General features: G+C 60.9%; 14 protein-coding genes and 2 pseudogenes. 9 read left to right on the forward strand and 7 right to left on the reverse strand.

The genetic code is table 11. From position 1 onward, the window contains the following. Positions 1-225 precede the first annotated feature (225 nt). Positions 226-1,227, reverse strand: a complete 1,002-nt coding sequence (locus ACS5Q1_RS38295) for a sugar-binding transcriptional regulator (RefSeq protein ID WP_473103151.1) — start codon at positions 1,225-1,227, stop codon at positions 226-228. Positions 1,228-1,495: 268 nt separating this feature from the next. Here ACS5Q1_RS38295 and ACS5Q1_RS38300 point away from each other — a divergent pair, with 268 nt between their 5' ends. The 6 genes from ACS5Q1_RS38300 to ACS5Q1_RS38325 all read left to right on the forward strand — a co-directional run bounded on the left by ACS5Q1_RS38300 (position 1,496) and on the right by ACS5Q1_RS38325 (position 7,830). Beyond that, positions 1,496-2,878, forward strand: a complete 1,383-nt coding sequence (locus ACS5Q1_RS38300; protein WP_473103152.1) for a sn-glycerol-1-phosphate dehydrogenase — start codon at positions 1,496-1,498, stop codon at positions 2,876-2,878. Between the two features lie 35 nt (positions 2,879-2,913). Continuing rightward, positions 2,914-4,236 carry an extracellular solute-binding protein gene (locus ACS5Q1_RS38305; protein WP_473103153.1) on the forward strand — a complete coding sequence of 441 codons (1,323 nt, stop codon included), beginning with the start codon at positions 2,914-2,916 and terminating at the stop codon, positions 4,234-4,236. A gap of 69 nt (positions 4,237-4,305) precedes the next feature. Then, on the forward strand, positions 4,306-5,217 hold the full coding sequence (locus tag ACS5Q1_RS38310) for an ABC transporter permease subunit (protein WP_473103154.1): 912 nt from the start codon (positions 4,306-4,308) through the stop codon (positions 5,215-5,217). Positions 5,218-5,219: 2 nt separating this feature from the next. Beyond that, on the forward strand, positions 5,220-6,140 hold the full coding sequence (locus ACS5Q1_RS38315) for an ABC transporter permease subunit (RefSeq protein WP_203441323.1): 921 nt from the start codon (positions 5,220-5,222) through the stop codon (positions 6,138-6,140). A gap of 12 nt (positions 6,141-6,152) precedes the next feature. Then, on the forward strand, positions 6,153-6,896 hold the full coding sequence (locus ACS5Q1_RS38320; protein ID WP_473103155.1) for a glycerophosphodiester phosphodiesterase family protein: 744 nt from the start codon (positions 6,153-6,155) through the stop codon (positions 6,894-6,896). Between the two features lie 295 nt (positions 6,897-7,191). Further along, entirely contained in the window at positions 7,192-7,830 is a 639-nt protein-coding gene (locus ACS5Q1_RS38325; RefSeq protein ID WP_473103156.1) for an SGNH/GDSL hydrolase family protein, read from the forward strand. Between the two features lie 90 nt (positions 7,831-7,920). Here the strand turns inward: ACS5Q1_RS38325 and ACS5Q1_RS38330 are convergent, their stop codons facing one another. The 6 genes and pseudogenes from ACS5Q1_RS38330 to ACS5Q1_RS38355 all read right to left on the reverse strand — a co-directional run. Beyond that, entirely contained in the window at positions 7,921-9,528 is a 1,608-nt protein-coding gene (locus ACS5Q1_RS38330; RefSeq protein WP_473103157.1) for an FGGY-family carbohydrate kinase, read from the reverse strand. 63 nt (positions 9,529-9,591) lie between these two features. Continuing rightward, positions 9,592-10,320 carry an SDR family oxidoreductase gene (locus ACS5Q1_RS38335; RefSeq protein WP_473103158.1) on the reverse strand — a complete coding sequence of 243 codons (729 nt, stop codon included), beginning with the start codon at positions 10,318-10,320 and terminating at the stop codon, positions 9,592-9,594. A gap of 25 nt (positions 10,321-10,345) precedes the next feature. Next, positions 10,346-11,605 (reverse strand): sugar ABC transporter permease, encoded by a 1,260-nt coding sequence (locus tag ACS5Q1_RS38340; RefSeq protein ID WP_473103159.1) that lies wholly within the window; start codon positions 11,603-11,605, stop codon positions 10,346-10,348. Further along, on the reverse strand, positions 11,602-12,444 hold the full coding sequence (locus ACS5Q1_RS38345; protein ID WP_473103160.1) for an ATP-binding cassette domain-containing protein: 843 nt from the start codon (positions 12,442-12,444) through the stop codon (positions 11,602-11,604). The genes ACS5Q1_RS38340 and ACS5Q1_RS38345 overlap by 4 nt, the downstream gene beginning before the upstream one ends. Before the next feature lie 78 nt (positions 12,445-12,522). Further along, complete coding sequence (locus ACS5Q1_RS38350; protein WP_473103161.1) at positions 12,523-13,599, reverse strand: ABC transporter substrate-binding protein; 1,077 nt, start codon at positions 13,597-13,599, stop codon at positions 12,523-12,525. Positions 13,600-13,684: 85 nt separating this feature from the next. Next, positions 13,685-14,566: pseudogene (locus tag ACS5Q1_RS38355) on the reverse strand (AraC family transcriptional regulator); the annotation flags it as partial. A 301-nt stretch (positions 14,567-14,867) separates the two neighbouring features. On the opposite strand from ACS5Q1_RS38355, the pseudogene ACS5Q1_RS38360 reads away from it, so the two are divergent. The 3 genes and pseudogenes from ACS5Q1_RS38360 to ACS5Q1_RS38370 form a co-directional block, all read left to right on the forward strand. Further along, positions 14,868-15,077, forward strand: a pseudogene (locus tag ACS5Q1_RS38360) (IS6 family transposase); the annotation flags it as partial. 482 nt (positions 15,078-15,559) lie between these two features. Next, a complete protein-coding gene (gene ltrA, locus ACS5Q1_RS38365) occupies positions 15,560-17,035 on the forward strand; it encodes a group II intron reverse transcriptase/maturase (RefSeq protein ID WP_473103162.1) in 1,476 nt (491 codons plus the stop codon). A gap of 16 nt (positions 17,036-17,051) precedes the next feature. Continuing rightward, positions 17,052-17,996, forward strand: a 945-nt coding sequence (locus ACS5Q1_RS38370) for an IS110 family RNA-guided transposase (protein ID WP_473103163.1), incomplete at its 3' end; no start/stop codon positions are given.

Raw genomic sequence — 17,996 nt, forward strand, 5'->3', positions numbered from 1 at the left:
GCTCGACGGACTGCCTCTGTCGTTGTGGCGCTCCCATGGAGAACCTGGCCCATAGCGCATCCCTCCATTCCGGCGATAAGAATGCACCATCAAACCCCGGGATCAAACACCTAGAGCATCGGACTGAAAGGCACGCTCGATGCTCTCAAAGACAGAACCATCACCTTCATTGCTGAGAGGCTGGTGCCGACGCAAGCGGTTGGCGATGTAGACCTGATGGTTGCTTCATTGGCGGCTGCGGCGTCTGCTCGGCTGCGACTTCCTTGATATTTCCCCAGTAAGAGCTAGACCACGGGCAGCCTTAGCAGTTTCCTCGTCGCAGATAATTACTGAGGCGAGGCGCGCTTTCATGGCTGCGGCAATGGCGGGGATCTTGTTCTGCCCGCCAGATGCGAGAACGACGGTAGGAATGCATGAGAGCTCGCTGAGCGGCAGCGCGATGGCGCGAAGGTTCAATGGATGGTCGATGACCCGACCATCCGCATCGTAGAACTGCCCCAAGATATCTCCAACGGCGCCGAGTGCTACCAGCTCATCAGTGGTCACATCCCGCGGCAGGCCGTAGCGGATCAGTAGGGAGCGCAACGAAAGATCGCCGATGCTGAGCACCGCGACGTCGTTTGATGAAATGCGCTCGAATGTCTCGCGAAATACATCCTGCGCCAGGATGATGTCTCGGGACTCGGGGCTACCTGCATAGATCGGCGCAGCCAGGTACTGGCATTCGGCATTCAAGCGGTTGGCAAGGCTGCTCGCGGTCTCGAAGGTGTTGAGCTCCAGACCGTGCGTCAGACCGCCCATCATCGAGTTGATGCACAGGTCCGGATAGCGGCCAAGGCGCGTGTTGCGGATGGTCTCGCGCAGGGTTGCGCCCCAGCCTAATCCGAGGCCCTTCACCCGGTTCGTCTCGAGGAAGTTCGAGAGATACTCACCCGCCGCCTGTCCGAGCAGGACTGGAATGAGATCAGGATTATCCGGTGTCGGGACGATCACAGCGTCTTTCATGTCGAACTCGCGGATAAGGATCTGTTCGAGCTCGACACAGGTAGCGAAACGCGAGTTAAGAGCGATACTGACGAGGCCGCTGGTGCGTGCCTCCACGAGCATACGGTTCACGCGGAGCCTCGTCATCCCGAGCTTCTCCGCAATGTCCGCCTGCGTCATGCCCTCCATGAAGTAGAGCCAGGCGACCCGAGTTTCGAGCGGATTGTCTGCCGAGTTCAGCATTGGACCGAGCCTGGAGTGGTTATCCAAAGTCTGGAGCGAGGATCTGCGTAGTCTCTCCTCGGCGTATGGCCGTTGCCCGAGATCTGACTGAGCTCTTTGTCGCAATATGCTTCGGTCATGCCGGGACGCTCCCTAGACTGGAACAAGATATCAGAATGATCATTCATCAAATCCTCCGATGGGAACAAGGGGCTTCGTGCACGGTCCCATTGCCAGTGTCATACAAATGTAATACACAATATTCAAATGTATCGCCAGTGAGGAGTTGATGGTAGATCAGGCGCAGGTTCTCAACGATGCGATACGAAAGGCAACAACGACGCGCCACGTGTTCGTCTCCCCTTCGGCGCTCGCCTTCTTGTCTGACGCCGTGCGGGCTGCCGGAAGCAGTTCGCCGATGATCATCGCCGATCAGAACACGATGGAAGCTGCGGGCCGAGGTGCACTCGTGATTCTCGAACAGGCAGGTCTTTCCCCTGATGTGCCTATCATTCTCGAAGCTGCACCGCGCGTGAAGCCTAACGCCAGCCTTGCGAGAGACATCGCAATGGTAATCAAGGAGCGGGAGGCGCTTCCGGTCGCCGTTGGGTCCGGCGTCATCAACGATCTCACGAAATACGCAGCCGAACTCGCGGGTATGCCCTATGTCTGCGTCGCAACGGCCGCCTCCATGGACGGCTACGCCGCCTCAGGCTCAGCATTGCTCGACGACGGCTTCAAGCGCACGCTCGACTGCGCTCCGCCGATCAGCATCGTTGCGGACCTGAACGTGATCGCGCGGGCCCCAAGCCGCATGGCTGGCTGGGGCTATGGTGACCTCGCCGGCAAGATCGTCGCTGGCGCGGACTGGAAGCTGGCCGATATGCTTGGCGAGGAGGCGATCAATCCCGAGCCCTTCGCCCTTGTACAGGACAATATCCGGGGATGGCTGTCGCAGCCCGGCGCGATTGGTCGCGGCAACCCGGCAGCCCTAGGCGACCTCGTAAACGGTCTTCTCGTGTCCGGCTTCGCCATGCAGGCTCATGGCAATTCGCGTCCGGCGAGCGGAGCCGAGCATCTCATCTCCCACGTTTGGGAGATGGAGCGCCTGACCTATCAAGGAGAGCCTGCTGCGCACGGAGCCTGCGTTGGGATCGGAACAGTGGCGATCCTTGCCTTGTACGAATGGTTTCTGGCGCAGGACATCAGCGAGGAGGTGATCGCTCAGGCGAACGGCGCTACGTCCTCGCCCGAGCAGATCGAGACAGAGATCGCCGCGGCTTTTCCAGACCGGCACATTGCCGATAGTGCGCGCACCGAGATGCGCATCAAGCTGGAGCCGGCGACGCGCCGGGCCGAGCGGCTGGTAACGCTTGCGGCAGACTGGCCGGTGCTGCGCGAGGAGCTGCGCCGGTACTGTGTTTCGCCGGACGAATTGGAGGCTTGGCTTCATGCAGCCGGCGCCGCGGGGCACCCTGGCGATCTTGGAGTGCCGCTGGCGAAGCTAGCAACGGAATATAGGCGCGCGCGGCTGATCCGCCGGCGCTTCACTATCCTGGATCTTCTCGACGATCTGGGATGGCTCGACAGGGGGATCGCGGCTCTCATGGCCGATGACGGCTTCTGGGGAAGGCGTGCAAAAGGGCAGGGGCGGCGCGCCGCGCCAGCCTGAGACCAGGGGCAAGGATTGAAAGGGAGGAAAGCATAATGAAGGTTAAGTCGACAATACCACGCATTGCTGCCGGAGCGCTGGCGCTGATGATGTCAGGAGCCGCGGCCTGGGCCGCGCCCATTGAGGTTCAGTGGTGGCACGCCATGACCGGCGTGCTTGGCGAGCGCGTCGACGCAATGGTCAAGAAGTTCAACGAGTCCAACGACCAATATAAGGTCGTCGCGATCAACAAGGGCAACTACGATGAGGTGATCAACAGCACCATTGCGGCCTATCGAGCAAAGCATCCACCCCACATCGTCCAGATCTACGAGCGTGGCTTCATGACGATGCTGCTGTCGGACGCGATTGTCCCGGCGCAGGATCTCATGGACAAGACTGGCCACAAGATCGAATGGGCTGACTTCATCAAGCCGGTGGCGGGATTCTACTCCTACAAGGGCAAGCTCGCGGCGATGCCCTTCAACTCGTCATCGCCGATCCTGTTCTACAACAAGGACCAATTCCAAAAGGCCGGATTCGACAAGCCGGCAGAAACCTGGGGCGAGTTCGAGAAGCAGCTCTATGCCATCAGGAAATCTGGCGCTGCCGAATGCGGCACGGCGCTGGCGACGGACTACCACTGGAGCCTCATCGAGAACTACAGCGCCATCAACGACCAGCCCTATGCCACGAAGGCGAACGGCTATGATGGGCTAGATACAGAGTTCGTCTACAATACGACGCTCGTGGTGCCGCAAGTGGCCCGCCTGAAGAAATGGCTCGACGATAGCGTGCTTCAGATCGCCGGACAGGGATTCAGCCCAGAGCAACTCTTCACCTCCGGAAAATGCGCCACCTACTTCGCCTCGACGGCAGCGCATGGGGGTATCGAGCGCAACGCGAAGATCGCCTGGAGCGCAACCTTCCTGCCCTGGGAGGAGGGACACCAGCCGAAGAACAGCACGATCGGCGGCGCCGCACTGTGGGTGATCAAAGGGCACAAGCCGGAGGAAGAGAAGGCGATTGCAGCCTTCTTCGACTATCTCGCAAAGCCCGAAACCCAACTCTGGTGGCACAAGGCGACGGGTTATGTCCCGCTCACCAACAAGGCCTATGAGTTGGCAAAGGCCGAAGGCTACTACAAAGAGAGCCCGACCCGTGAGATCGCCATCCAGCAGCTCAACCGTGGCACGCCGACGGACAACTCTCTTGGTTTCCATTTCGGAAATTTCACCCAGGCTATGTTTGCCCAGCGTGAGGAAATCGAGGCCCTGTTTGCCGGCAAGAAGGACGCCCAACAGGCGATGGACGATGCCGTGAAGCGCGGCAACGAGATCCTCCGCCAATATGAGCGGCTCAATAAGGGCAAATATTGATTGAACGACGCGGCATTGGCCAGAATCTAGGCCAGTGCCGCTTCACCGTTTGTCGAGCGGAGATTTGACGTGGTTGCAACCACTCACGAACCGGGACTGAAGCACGCTCATTTCCAGACCGCGGGCCTTCCGGCTTTGCTGCTTCTGCCGCAGCTCCTCATCCTCCTCCTGTTCTTCTTCATCCCCTCCATCCGGGCGCTGATGCAGGCATTTCTGCTGGCGGATCCCTTTGGAGCGACAGTCCACTTCGTCTGGTTCGACAATTTCACCGCGCTCTTCGCGAGCGAGAGCTATCGTAACTCCGTCTGGGTCACGATCTGGTTCACTCTGGCCCAGAATGTGGTGACAATCGTTGTTGCGCTCGTCCTGGCCTTCGCCACGGATCGGGTAGTGCGCTTCCAGGCCGCCTACAAGGGCGTGATCCTTCTGCCTTACGCGATCGCACCTGTCATCGCGGGCGTCATGTGGGCGTTCCTGTTCAATCCGGCGGTCGGTCCCATCGCGTTCTTCATCAAGTCTCTCGGCATCGCATGGGATCCGAACCGCAACGGCTTCGACGCGATGCTGCTCGTGGTGCTCGCGGCGTCTTGGAAGCATATCTGCTACGATTATATTTTTCTCGTCGCGGGCCTTCTGGCGGTACCGAAGTCCTTAATGGAGGCAGCAGCCGTCGACGGTGCCGGACCGATCAAGCGCTTCTTCCAAATCGCGCTGCCGCTTCTCGGGCCCACGCTCTTCTTCCTCACGACCATGAACTTCGTCTACGGGTTCTTCGAGACCTTCGCCATCATCGACGCGGTCACGCGTGGTGGGCCGGCAGGAGCCACGAACATCCTGGTCTACAAGGTCTATCAGGACGGCTTCATCAATCTCGACCTCGGATCCTCGGCGGCCCAATCGGTTCTCTTGATGGCTTTCGCACTTCTCCTGACGCTGCTGCAGTTCAAGTATGTCGAACGCAAGGTCAATTACAGTATCTGATCATGGTTGAACGCTCACCCATTCTCACGACGATCTGCCACCTGCTCCTCATCGGCGGCATCGTTCTCGTGTGCCTGCCGCTCTACTTCGCCTTCATCGCCGGCTCCCTGACGATGGACGAGGTGCAGCAGGTCCCGATGCCGTGGCTGCCGGGCGGCCACTTCCTCGAGAACCTGGCGGCCGCATGGAGCAAAGTCGATTTCGGGCAACTCCTCGTGAATTCCTTCATCGTAGCAGCGGGAATCACGATCGGAAAGGTGGCGATCTCGCTGCTGTCCGCTTTCGCCATCACCTATTTCCGGTTTCGGTTCCGCATCCTCGCCTTTTGGCTGATCTTCACCTCGCTGATGCTGCCTGTGGAAGTGCGGATCGTGCCGACCTACGAGGCGGTCGCGAATGCGGCCCTGCCGGCCCAGTGGCTGATCGATGCTCTCAACATCCAAGGGCTCTGGGAGTGGGCCTCCGGCAACACGGTGGAGATCGCACTGGAATGGAACATGCTGAATACCTACCAGGGCTTAATCCTGCCACTGATCGCCTCGGCATCGGCGACCTTCCTGTTCCGGCAGTTCTTCCTCACCGTTCCCGAGGAGCTTCTCGAGGCAGCACGTCTCGACGGCGCTTCCGCCATGCGCTTCTTCTGGACGATCCTGCTGCCGCTCTCGCGCTCGAACATCATCGCCCTGTCGATCATCCTGTTCCTCTACGGGTGGAACCAGTATCTCTGGCCGCTGCTCTTCACGACCGACAAGGACATGGCCACGGCCGTCATCGGGGTGAAGCATCTCATTCCGCGCTCCGACACGGAGCCCGCCTGGAACGTCGCGATGAGTGGTGCACTTCTGGCGATGCTCCCGCCCGTTCTGGTGATACTCGTCATGCAGCGGTGGTTCGTGCGCGGCCTCGTCGATAGCAGCAAGTAAGGCAATCTCCTCATGGTCATGATCATCGGTCATCGCGGGGCGCGGAATCTGTGGCCCGAAAACAGCATCGAAGGCTTCCGCAGGCTCGCTGAGCTCGGCGTCGAAGGGGTCGAGTTCGACGTGCACATGACGTCGGACGGACAGCTCGCCGTCATCCACGATCCAACGCTCGAACGGACGACGACAGGATTGGGACCCGTCAGCGCTCGGACCCTGGCTGAACTCCAGGCGACGACGCTTCGCGACAGTGCGGAGGGCATCCCGAGCCTCGATCAAGTCCTGGAGGTGCTCGGCGAAAGCCCGCTTGAACTCCATATCGAGCTGAAGACCGACGCGGCTGGGAGCGCCTATGCCGGCATGGAGGTAAAGGTTCTGGAGACGGTTCGCCGGCACAGACTCGAGAAGAGATCTGTTCTGACATGCTTCATGCTGGAGGTACTTGAGACCGTTCGAGCGCTCAGTCCCGCAGTTCCAGTGCTTGCATCCCTCGACAGGCGTTCGTCCGAGATGTTGGGAGGGCTGGATCGGGCGATCGATCGTCTCAAGGCCATTCCCGGCATCTACGTGGCGGTTGAGAAGTCCCTGCTTGTCCATAGAGTTCAGCAGTTCTCTGCCGCCTTCGGGGCTGACCGGATTGGTGCCTGGGTTCCGAACGATGAGGCTGATCTCCGGTACTGGTTAGGCCAGCCCGTCCGGCAAATTACCACGGATCGTCCTGATCTAGCGTTGCGGATCAGAGCCGAAATCGCGGCCTGAGATCGCGATGGGGGATCACGATCACCCCTGATTATGGTGTCTGGGACAGGCAGGACAGTATCACCGACCTGTCTGTGGCTTGATGCCGACGAACGGCATGGCTTGTCGTTTTTTGCCGGCGAACCGGATCCACTTCGCCGAAAAATGCTCCCGAGCATCGGATCCAGAAGTGGACCCACTTTTGGGATCGATTCCTATGCTCCTTCTCTTGGCTGGCGCGTCGTTCGGTGCGGAAAACCGGGTCCATTTCTCCGCACGATGCGCTAGCGTGACACGATCTATGACGGAAGCTTCCATGATGCGCACACTTCTCTGCTTTGGCGATAGCAACACCCATGGAACCCCACCCATTGTGACGCGGGGGGAGGCCTACCGCCGCTTTGGCGCGGATACACGCTGGCCGCGCGTGACCGCGTCAATGCTCCCGGATTGGGAGGTGGCGGAGGAGGGGCTGCCCGGCCGAACGGCGCAGTTCCCCGACCCGGTGATGGGCGCACACATGGACGGACGTGAGGGACTGAAGATTGCGCTTCAGAGCCATGGGCCTATCGACGCGCTGACCATCATGCTCGGGACGAACGATACGAAGACGCGCTTCGGCGCAACGCCTAGTAAGATCACGGCAGGGATTGCCGGGCTCCTCGACATCGCCATGAGTCTTGAGATGCAGGCGCGACACGGTGGCTTTCGTATACTTGTGATCTCCCCACCAACCGTGCTGGAGCAAGGGCCAATCCGTTCCGAGTTCAGTGGCGCGCGTGAGGTGTCACTTCAACTTCCCGCGCTCTATGCGGCGCTGGCTCAGGACCGGGGAGTAGAGTTCCTCGATGCAGGATCGGTGATCGAGGTGAGCCCAGTGGACGGGATCCATTTCGGGGCGGAGGCGCATCGCAGACTCGGAGCGGCGGTGGCGGAGGTAGTCGCTCGGCTCTGACAGACAATGGTACGGCCGGCGCGAAGCTGGAGCACGCTGGATCCTATCAGGCACGCCGCAGCGCAGATTCGTGATGCGGGCGTGCGCTCCTCAGGTGACGGACCGAATAGATCTTGCCGCCTGCTGGAGTATCTCGAATGCCTTGAAACGCTTTTCGTGCCATTCCGCCGATGCCGGATTGGGGCGATAGATTTCGCCCATCTCCGACATCGATGTCATGGCCTGTGCAAGATCTGGATACTGGCCCGAGGCAACGGCACCGAGAATCGCGGAGCCAAGGAGAACGGGCTCTTGGGAGGTCGTGGCTGCAACGATCTTTCCCGTGGTATCGGCAAGAAGCTGTCGCACGAGCGGGCTCTGACCTGCACCACCGCTGACGACAATCGTGTCGATTGCCATGTCCTTCTCATGCTGCGCCTGCAGGATCTGTCGTGCTCCGTAACCCAATCCGCAGACGCCAGCGAGATAGAGTGCCACGAGACTGTCGAGGCTCGTCTCCATGCCAAGTCCCGCGATGAGCCCACGCGCGTCCGGATCGGCGAACGGTGCCCGATTTCCCAGGAATTCGGGGACGATGTGCAGGTCTCCGATGCGATCGGGTGCTGCCTCCGCGCCTCCGCGCCTCTCGGCCTCCAGCGACAGCCACTGGCTCAGGCTGGCGCCGCTCTCCCGGGCCATCATCTCCGCGTCTTTCGAGGCCGGATGCATTCGGACCAGATGATCGATCGCAGCACCCGCGGCCGATTGGCCGCCTTCGTTGAGCCAGAGGTCGGGCAGCATGGCCGAGTGATAGGGACCCCATACACCCGGAACGAAGATCGGATCCGTCGTGGTTGACATGGTGCAGGCGGAGGTGCCGAACACGTAGGCCATGCGAGTGAGGACGTTGCCGACGTTGCCACGTGCGCCAACCGTTCCTACGCCGCCGGCATGCGCATCGATCAGACCGGCTGCGACAGAGGTCCCGGGCGCCAGACCCAAATCGGCGGCAGCTTGCGACGTCAGTCCGCCGAGTCGGGTGCCGCCTGGCACGACTTCCGTGCCAATGCGTCGGAAGCCTTCGTCCGCCAGAACGCCGAGTCCGACCGTTCTGAAGTAGCCCGCGTCCCAACGGTTCTCGTGTGCAAGATAGGTCCACTTGCACGTCACTGTGCAAACGGAGCGTGCGAGACTCTCCGTGGACCTCCAGGTTAGGAAATCGGCTAGATCCATGAACTGCCATGCCGCCGTGAACGTCTCGGGCATGTTCTCGGCCAGCCACAGCAGCTTGGGGGTCTCCATTTCGGGCGAGATAGTGCCACCAACGTAATTCAGGGCCGCTTCGCCCGTGCGATTGATCCGGCGCGCCTGCTCTGTTGCACGATGATCCATCCAGACGATGATGTTGCGCTCGGGGTTGCCGGATGGACCAACAGGCAATGGCTGGCCACTTGGTCCGAGTACCACGAGGGAGCAGGTCGCGTCAAAGCCGACGCCGGCAACGGACTCAGGAGAAATGTCGGCCCGATGCATGGCTTCTTGCACACATGTGCAGACCGCACGCCAGATATCGTTGCTCGACTGCTCTACAATGCCGCCGGCCTCATGCCACAGCGCGATGTCGGCCTTGGCCGAGGACAGCAAGGCTCCACGTTCGTCGAACACCCCGGCTCGTGCGCTGCCGGTTCCAACGTCAATGCCGAGAAAATGGTTTGCCATGACTATTCGGATATCTAAGTGAGTTGAGAGACATGTCGCAGTGCGCCGCGAATTCGGCGGGCGCTACAGGTCGTTGCTTTGCGGTAGGATCACGAGGTCGCGAATGGTGACGTTGCGCGGTCTCGTCAGCATGTACAGGACAGCGTCGGCCACTTCCGCCGGTTGCATGAGCCCTCCCGCCGCCAGCTCCGCCTCAAGCTTCTCCTTGGGCCAGTCTTTGATCAAGGCTGTGACTACCGGGCCCGGCGCTACGGCGCCGACACGCAACCCGTATTTCGCGACCTGCCGCCGCACCGTATGCACGAAGGCCTGTACGGCGTGCTTCGAGGCGGTGTAGATCGGCTCCCACACCACGGGAACGAGGCCGGCGATCGAGCTGGTGACGATGATATCACCGGTCTTGCGTTCCACCATGTGCGGCAGCACGGCATGGATGGAGCGGAAGACGGCATTGATGTTGAGATTCAGCATGCTGTCCCAGGCGTCGGGATCGCCTTCCAGGATCTCACCGCCGATATAGGAACCGGCATTCGCGTGGAAGATATCGAGCTGCCCGACTCGCTCCAGGATCTGCGGCATCATACGGGCGACGCTTCCCGGATCGGTCACGTCCACCCGCAAGGAGATCGCCTGAGGACCGAGGTCGGCACAAACGCTCTTCAGCGCCTCCTCGTCGCGATCGACGAGCACGACCCGCGCGCCCTCGGAAAGCAGGGCCCTGGAACATTCAAGACCGATGCCCGAGGCCGCTCCGGTGATTGCGGCGACCTTCCCGGATAACTTTTCACCCATGGCTTTCCCTTTTGTCTGATGTGGCCTAAGCCCGGCCATGCGAGACACGCGAACGGCGCGCCAGCGAGTCGACGATGACGGCAATGGCAAGCACGGCACCGGTGATCATGTACCGGAGCGATGAGGAGAGATCGAGCAGCGTCAGGCCGCTGGCGATCGATTGAATGACAATGATGCCCAGCAGAGCGGAATAGGCGCTGCCGCGCCCGCCGAACAGGCTCGTTCCACCGATCACGGCGGCCGCGATAGCGTTGAGGTTGACGTCGCCTGTGCCTGCCTGCTGACTGGCCGAAGCCAAGCGTGCGGCGGACAGAATTCCCCCGGTGGCGGCCAGTGCCGAGCACAGCATGAAGGCCGTCGTATAGATGTAGCGGACATTGATGCCGGCCCGGCGTGCAGCCTCGCGGTTGCCGCCCACGGCGATCATCGACCGGCCCCACTTGGTGCGCGTCAGTGCATAGTCCATCGCCACTACGAGGCCGACGAAGAGTCCGAACATCCACGGAATGCCGCGGTCGAGATTAAGGTAATAGACGATGAATTCCAGAATGACGGTGAGGACCACGGCGCGCACGAGGAGCCGGCCCAGCGGGTGGGAGGACAATCCCGCCGCTCGCCGACGAGCCGCGGTTCGGTACTCGAGTACGAGAAGCACGATGCCAGGGAGCGCCGCAAGGATGTATGAGACCGGATCGGGCATGACGAGCAACTGGCCGAAATTGACCAGAGGCGACTCGTAGGGGAGGTTGATCGAGCCGGTCGAGCCGAGGAGGTAGAGCTGCAGACCGAGCACGGACAGGAGACCGGCCAGCGTCGATACGAAGCTCGGCATGCCAAAGCGGTTGAACAGGAATGCGTAGATCGCGCCAATCAGCGTCCCAAAGGCAAGCGCGGCGATGATAGCAATTCCGACCGGCCAGCCCTGGTTCACCCACAGGACGCCTACCAGCGCCGACGCGAAGCCGCTGACCGATCCGACCGACAGGTCGATCTCGCCCACCATCAGAATGCAAACGATGCCCAGAGCGATCACGCCGATCGTCGAGCAGTCGAACAGCAGATTGACAAGGTTGTTCGGTGCGAGGAAGACCGGATTGAGGCTCTGGAACACCGTCCAGATGATCGCAAGACCGACAATCACGGGAAGAGAGCCAAGATCGCCTGACCGCACCCTGTCCAGAAAAGCGCGGATCGAGCCGCCGAGCCCTTCGGCATGCTTGACGCGTTCGTCCCTACGGTCGAGCATCGGGGCAACCTGCGTGTTCTGATCCACGCTCTTGGTCATCGGCGTGCCTCCGGGCGTTGGGCCTGCTGATCCTGGCTTTGCCCGCTCTGGGCTTGACGTCGGCTGGCGCGGCGGGAAACCGAATTATTGGCAGCTCCCGTAATGGCGCTGACCAGTTCCTGATTGGATGCATCTGGAGCGAAGACACCGTTGTTCCGGCCCAGCCTGAGCACAACGATGCGGTCCGCGACCGCGCGTACGTCCTCCATGTTGTGACTGATCATGATCACGCCGAGACCTCGGTCACGCACGCGCTCGATCAGGTCCAGCACTTCAGCCGTCTGGGCGACGCCGAGAGCGGCCGTCGGCTCGTCAAGGAGGATGAGTTTCGGCTCGAGTAACAGCGAGCGCGCGATGGCGACGGTCTGGCGCTGTCCTCCGGAGAGTGAAGCGACCGGTTCGCGTACACTCGGAATGCGTGCGGACAGCTCGTTGAGCAGGGTCCAGGCCTTCACCTCCATGGACACTTCATCAAGCCGGAGGGGATTGAGCTCTCGGCCAAGAAAGATATTGGCGACCACGTCGAGGTTCTCGCACAGAGCAAGGTCTTGGAACACCGTTGCGATGCCGAGACCAAGTGCCGTGCTCGGGTCGTCGAGCGTCACCGGTTGTCCGCGAAAGGTGATCGATCCATAGCTTGGCTGGTGCACCCCGGCCAGGATTTTGACCAGTGTAGACTTGCCCGCGCCATTGTCGCCGACGAGCGCAACAACCTCGCCGGCATGGACATCCAGATTGATGTCTGTCAGTGCAGACACAGCACCAAAATGCTTCGATATACCGCGCAGATTGAGCACTTGCTCGCACGTGTCGCCTCTTGGCTCATCGGTGTTCGTCATGTGATATGCCTCAGTGGTATCCTCCCGTGCCTTGGGGAGGTCCGGCCGCCGTCAGGCGGCCGGATGGAACCTTGCTGGCTAGTGGGTAATTCCCAACTTTTTGCAGCCTTCGGCATAACGGCCGGAGCAGAGCTGTTCCGCTGTATTGATCTTCTTATCGATAATCTCGGCCTTCAGATTTTCGGCCGTAATCACCGCCGGGACGAACAGCTTCGATGGCGTGTTGAAGAGCGTTGTCTCCGCTTTCGGCGTTTCGCCGGCTAGGAGTTGGACGGCCACATTGGCTGCGGCAGCCGCCACGATCTCACTCGGCTTGGAAATGGTGTTGTACTGGTCGCCCGCAATGATGAGCTGCAGCGCTGCGATCGTCGCGTCGTTGCCGGTGACCGATGGGACCGGGTTGACGCCTGCGGCCTTGAACGCAGCGATCGCGCCCCCGGCGGTGCCGTCATTGGCTGCCACGACACCAAGGATATTTTTGCCGAAACGCGTGATCTGACCGCTGGCCCATTGCTGCGCCTTCGGAGGAGCCCAGTCTGGCGTGTCGTATTCGGCCAGAATGGGATAGCCACTGTTGTCGAGCCCTTCGTGGATACCCTTCTTGATGAGACCTGCAGCCGCGTCTGTCGGTGAGCCGTTGATCTGCAGGACACCTGTGCCACTGCCGGCAGTCACGTTGGACTTCTTCAAGTGTTGCACCAGCGAATCTGCGATGGACTTGCCGATGGCCTGATTGTCGAAAGAAACGTAGAAGTCGGCCTTGGCGTCCGGTACGGGCCTGTCATATGCGATCACCTTGATGCCTTGGCTTTGCGCCTGCTTGACCAGGGAGGCGGCTGCGGTGGAGTCAACTGGATCGAGCACGATCACCTTCGCGCCCTGTGAGATCGCAGAGTTGAATTGCTGCTGCTGGCGCGACACATTGGCATCGGCGTTCTGATAGATGACCTTGCATGTCGGGCAGAGTTTTTCCATTTCTGCTTTGAAGCCAGGAAAGTCGTGTTCCTCGTAGCGCGTTGACGCTTGGTCCGGCATGAGGAACGCGACAGTGGCATTGGAGACTTTCGCATTCTGGGCCATGACGCTACCCGTGCCCGCGAGCAGGGATAGCGTCAGCGCCGCGAGGCCCGTGAGTTTCCATGAAGACTTCGTCATTTGTTTCTCTCCCTTGGACTTATAGTGATACTGGGTTGCGCCAGTTCGTATTCAGCGACTGATGCTCCTTTTTGGTCCTCCCTTTAGCGCCATCGGATGTTTTGATATTGTCGAGCAGGAGCCGTCGGAACTGAGAGGGCGTCATGCCCTTCTCGGTAAGGAACTGCCTGTTGAAATTGGACAGGTTGTTGTAGCCTACTTCGTAGCAGATGCTGGTGATTGAAGCCTGTTCATCGCTCATCAGGATCTGGCAGGCGAGGTTGATGCGCAGGCGTTTCACGTACTGCACCAACGACATGCCGGTGTGCTGGCGAAACGCGCGCGAGAAGGCGCTTGTTGATTGGCCCGCGATTGCAGCGAGATCCGCCTCGTTGAAGGGTCGGGTTAGGTTCTCTCGGATATAGGCGAGCGCCTTGTTTATTCCGGCTGACATGTAGCCGGAAGGATCGGGCAGGTAGCCGGCACTGGCGAGCATCCGCGATCCCTGCGCACGACTCAGCAGACCGGCGATCAACATGAACAGCTCGATCCGGCGCATGCCCTGGGCGGTCATCATCTCGTCCATGAGCGGTGCCAACTGGCGGCTGGTCTCTTCATTGAACGACACTCCGCGCCGCGATGATTCCAGCACCGGCGCAAGGGCAGCGAGCTCCGGAAAAGCTTTTATGGCCCTGCCGACGAATTCCTCTCCAAATTGGATGATGCGGCAGCGCAGTGGAATGCTCGTATCTTTCGGGATATCGCTGACCCAGTTGTGCGGAAGGTTCGGTCCGGTCAGGACAAGGTTGCCAGGCTCGAACTCGCCGATGAAATCGCCGACGAAATATCGGCCGGAGGTGGCGACCACCAAGTGAAGCTCGTATTCGGGATGGAAGTGCCAGCGCACAGTCCGGTAGGGGTATCCATGCGACCAGGCGGCAAAGGACTCGCCGGGCCTTATCTGAACAACCTCGAGATCCGGCTCCATGTCCGTTTCCTCTAGGGTCGGGGGCAACTCCCCGACACGACCCTTAACCCCCTACTCGGCCGATTTCGTTTCGGCTCTCAGCACAGCATTACGGTAGTCGGCGCTGTCGGCGAGCACCAGCACGTTTCGCACTTGGCACTGATACTTTTTTGACAAATGAAGAGGAGGGCTATCAGTTAACAGATGCGGGGTTTCGCTGTCGCTGTTGGTTTGTAATTCCATAGCAGATCATTCGGAAGTGTCGCAAACTTGTAGGTAACTCCGTTCGGTCTACATCTCCGGCCAGCTCCGGAGGTGCATGATGTTCAAAGGCCGCCATTTCGATCGCCCGGTGATCCTGCTGTGCGTCCGGTGGTGCCTGGCCTATCATCTGAGTCTAAGAAACCTTGAAGAGATGATGGCCGAGCGCGGCATCTCCGTCGACCATGCGACCATCCATCGCTGGACGGTACATTACGCACCGCAGTTGCTGGAGCGGTTCAATCGCCGCAAGCGAGCGGTCACTGGCAAGTGTTGGGGTGGACGGCCCCCTTATTACGGCATCGCTGTGCCAGAATGAGGTCATTGCAGATCTCAAACACAGGAGACCGTCCGTGGACCAGATTATTCGCATCGGGATGGATACGTCGGTGCGCCGGGAGACCGGCAAGGAGTAGGAGGTGAAAGTCCCCCACGATGAAGGGCTAGCAACCCATATCGGCCCCAAGCCGTGCGCAGGCAACCGTGAGGATGTCGGCGAAGCGTCGGTAGGGGAGCGTGCAGGCCAGCCATTGAGCCGCGAAAGTCCAAAATCCCGGGTGCCGACGGCGTTGACGTTCCGGAAGGCAACACGGATGAGCGCGTTACGCGAGCGCTCAGTCGACCCGGCGTGGTCTGAGCCCCTGGCATGCACGGAAGCTCTTTGTACGGGAACCGGGAGATCTCTGGATTGGCCACCCAACCCATCCTCGGGTGGATGGTCCGCAGTGGGAAGGCGAGGAGCCGTAGCCGCCGATGAACGATCCAGAGAAGTCTGACTTCGGCATAGTAGCGGTGAAGCCGACGAACAAAGCCGGGCGACCGGTGGCGGAGTCGGTGGAGCGAAGGCCGGGGACCAAGGGGAACGCGGAACAGCAACGCATGCACCGGACACAGGGCCGGGATCGCATGTCCCAGTCGCTGGACCGCGTACGGAAAGCCGCAAGGCTGAGGAAGAAGGACAGGTTCACCGCGCTCTTCCACCACATCACTGTCGATGCACTCCGGACGGCGTTCTACGCGCTCAGGCGCAAGGCCGCTCCCGGAGTGGATGGCATGACATGGCAGGACTACGAGGCAGAGCTTGAGCTCCGGCTTATTGATCTGCACGCCCGGGTCCAACGGGGAGCGTACCGCCCGCAGCCGTCACGCCGGACGTATATACCGAAGGCAGACGGCAGCCAGCGGCCGTTGGCGATTGCAGCCCTGGACGATAAAATCGTCCAGGGAGCGACTGTCATGGTGCTCAACGCCATCTATGAAGGCGACTTCTGCGGCTTCTCCTACGGGTTTCGGCCCGGACGGGGCCCGCATGATGCGTTGGATGCGCTGTGCGTCGCGATCGACCATCGGAAAGTGAACTGGATCCTGGACGCCGACATCCAAAACTTCTTTGGGGCTGTCAGCCAGGAATGGCTGGTCCGCTTCATGGAGCATCGGATCGGTGACAAGCGCATCATCCGCCTGATCCAGAAATGGCTGAAGGCGGGTATCCTCGAAGACGGGATCGTGACTGTGGAGGATAAGGGGACGGGGCAAGGTTCGGTGATCTCACCGCTCCTCGGCAACATCTACCTACACTACGTTCTCGATCTGTGGGCGAAACGCTGGCGACAGCGCGAGGCTACCGGCGACATGATCATCGTGCGTTATGCCGATGATCTGGTCGCTGGCTTCGAGCATGAGGACGACGCTCGACGTTTCCTCGATGCGATGCGTGCGAGGCTTGAGGAGTTCATGCTGTCGCTCCATCCGGACAAGACCCGTGTGATTGAGTTTGGCCGCCGTGCTGCGGTCAACCGCAAGAAAAGCGGGCTCGGAAAGCCGGAGACCTTCGCGTTTCTAGGCTTCACGTACATTTGCGGCAAATCGCGCAGCGGGCGCTTCCAGCTTCAGCGGAAGACCCGCGGCGACCGCATGCGGATGAAGCTCAGGACCATCAAGGAGGAGCTGTGGCGTCGGCTGCACTGGCCCATACCCGAACAGGGGAAATGGCTCAAGCAGATCGTGAGCGGGCATTTCGCCTACTTCGCGGTGCCGACAAACGCGCGCGCATTAGCGGCGTTTCGGCACCATGTGGAAGAACTCTGGAGGCGCACGCTTCGGCGACGTAGCCAGAAGGACGGATTCACATGGGACCGGACCACACAAGTGGCAGACCACTGGCTCCCGAAGCCACGCATCCTTCATCCATGGCCCGAGGTGCGCTTCGCCGTCACACACCCAAGGTAGGAGCCCGGTGCCTTAATTGGGCTCGCCGGGATCTGAGCGGGGGGCGCCCGGTAACGGGCGTCCCTACCGCAAAAAACATGTCTTTCAGCTGCACGGGGTGAATGCCACCGAGGAGCCGGTCCTGCGCAAGAAGCTGCGGCGCCAGGACATGGTGACGTTCTTCACGAAGCTGCCGCTAACGGTGATCGGGATCGAGGCCTGCGGCGGGTCGCACCACTGGGCGCGGTTGCTGCAGGCGCTCGGGCATGAGGTGCGGATGCTCCCACCCCAGTTCGTCAAGCCTTATGTTAAACGCGGCAAGAACGATGCCGCCGACGCCGAGGCGCTGTGTGAGGCGATGAGCCGGCCGACCATGCGCTTCGTCCCGGTCAAGTCCCCGGAGCAGCAAGCGGCCCTGATGCTGGTGGGCTTACGCGATCGCCTGATCCGCCAGCGCACCCAGCTCGCCAATGCCATTCGCGGCTATGCGGCCGAGTTCGGGCTGATTGCCGCTACAGGGATCTGCCGGGTCGAGCCGCTGTTGGAACGGATCAAAGCGGATGACACACTGCCGCCTCTGGCCCGTGAGCTCTTCATCATCCATGCCAAGGAATACGCCCAGCTGCAGTCCCGGCTGGAGGAAGTCGAAGACAAGCTGATGGCTTGGCACCGCGCCGATGACTGTAGCCGCCGTCTCGCCAGGATCCCCGGCGTAGGGCCGATCGGCGCCTCTATGCTGGTGATGAAGACGCCCGCACCCGAGGCCTTTCGATCGGCCCGCCACTTTGCCGCCTGGCTAGGCCTGACCCCGAAGGATCATTCCACCGCCGGCAGAGTGCGGCATGGGGTGATCACACGGGCTGGGGACGAGGCCTTGCGCAGCGTGCTGGTGGTCGGCGCCACTGCTGTCATACGGCAGTTACGGCGTGGCCAGTGTGCGGCTGCCTCGCCCTGGCTGGTGGCGTTGCTCAAGCGCAAGCCG

It is taken from the genome of Microvirga sp. GN3, from assembly GCF_055792825.1.

What these genes read in the sequence shown, in the direction of transcription:
- ACS5Q1_RS38295 (WP_473103151.1), bottom strand. Translation starts at nt 1,227, where the DNA reads ATGCTGAACTCGGCAGACAATCCGCTCGAAACTCGGGTCGCCTGGCTC.
- ACS5Q1_RS38300 (WP_473103152.1), top strand. Translation starts at nt 1,496, where the DNA reads ATGGTAGATCAGGCGCAGGTTCTCAACGATGCGATACGAAAGGCAACA.
- ACS5Q1_RS38305 (WP_473103153.1), top strand. Translation starts at nt 2,914, where the DNA reads ATGAAGGTTAAGTCGACAATACCACGCATTGCTGCCGGAGCGCTGGCG.
- ACS5Q1_RS38315 (WP_203441323.1), top strand. Translation starts at nt 5,220, where the DNA reads ATGGTTGAACGCTCACCCATTCTCACGACGATCTGCCACCTGCTCCTC.
- ACS5Q1_RS38320 (WP_473103155.1), top strand. Translation starts at nt 6,153, where the DNA reads ATGGTCATGATCATCGGTCATCGCGGGGCGCGGAATCTGTGGCCCGAA.
- ACS5Q1_RS38325 (WP_473103156.1), top strand. Translation starts at nt 7,192, where the DNA reads ATGATGCGCACACTTCTCTGCTTTGGCGATAGCAACACCCATGGAACC.
- ACS5Q1_RS38330 (WP_473103157.1), bottom strand. Translation starts at nt 9,528, where the DNA reads ATGGCAAACCATTTTCTCGGCATTGACGTTGGAACCGGCAGCGCACGA.
- ACS5Q1_RS38335 (WP_473103158.1), bottom strand. Translation starts at nt 10,320, where the DNA reads ATGGGTGAAAAGTTATCCGGGAAGGTCGCCGCAATCACCGGAGCGGCC.
- ACS5Q1_RS38340 (WP_473103159.1), bottom strand. Translation starts at nt 11,605, where the DNA reads ATGACCAAGAGCGTGGATCAGAACACGCAGGTTGCCCCGATGCTCGAC.
- ACS5Q1_RS38345 (WP_473103160.1), bottom strand. Translation starts at nt 12,444, where the DNA reads ATGACGAACACCGATGAGCCAAGAGGCGACACGTGCGAGCAAGTGCTC.
- ACS5Q1_RS38350 (WP_473103161.1), bottom strand. Translation starts at nt 13,599, where the DNA reads ATGACGAAGTCTTCATGGAAACTCACGGGCCTCGCGGCGCTGACGCTA.
- ltrA (WP_473103162.1), top strand. Translation starts at nt 15,560, where the DNA reads ATGAACGATCCAGAGAAGTCTGACTTCGGCATAGTAGCGGTGAAGCCG.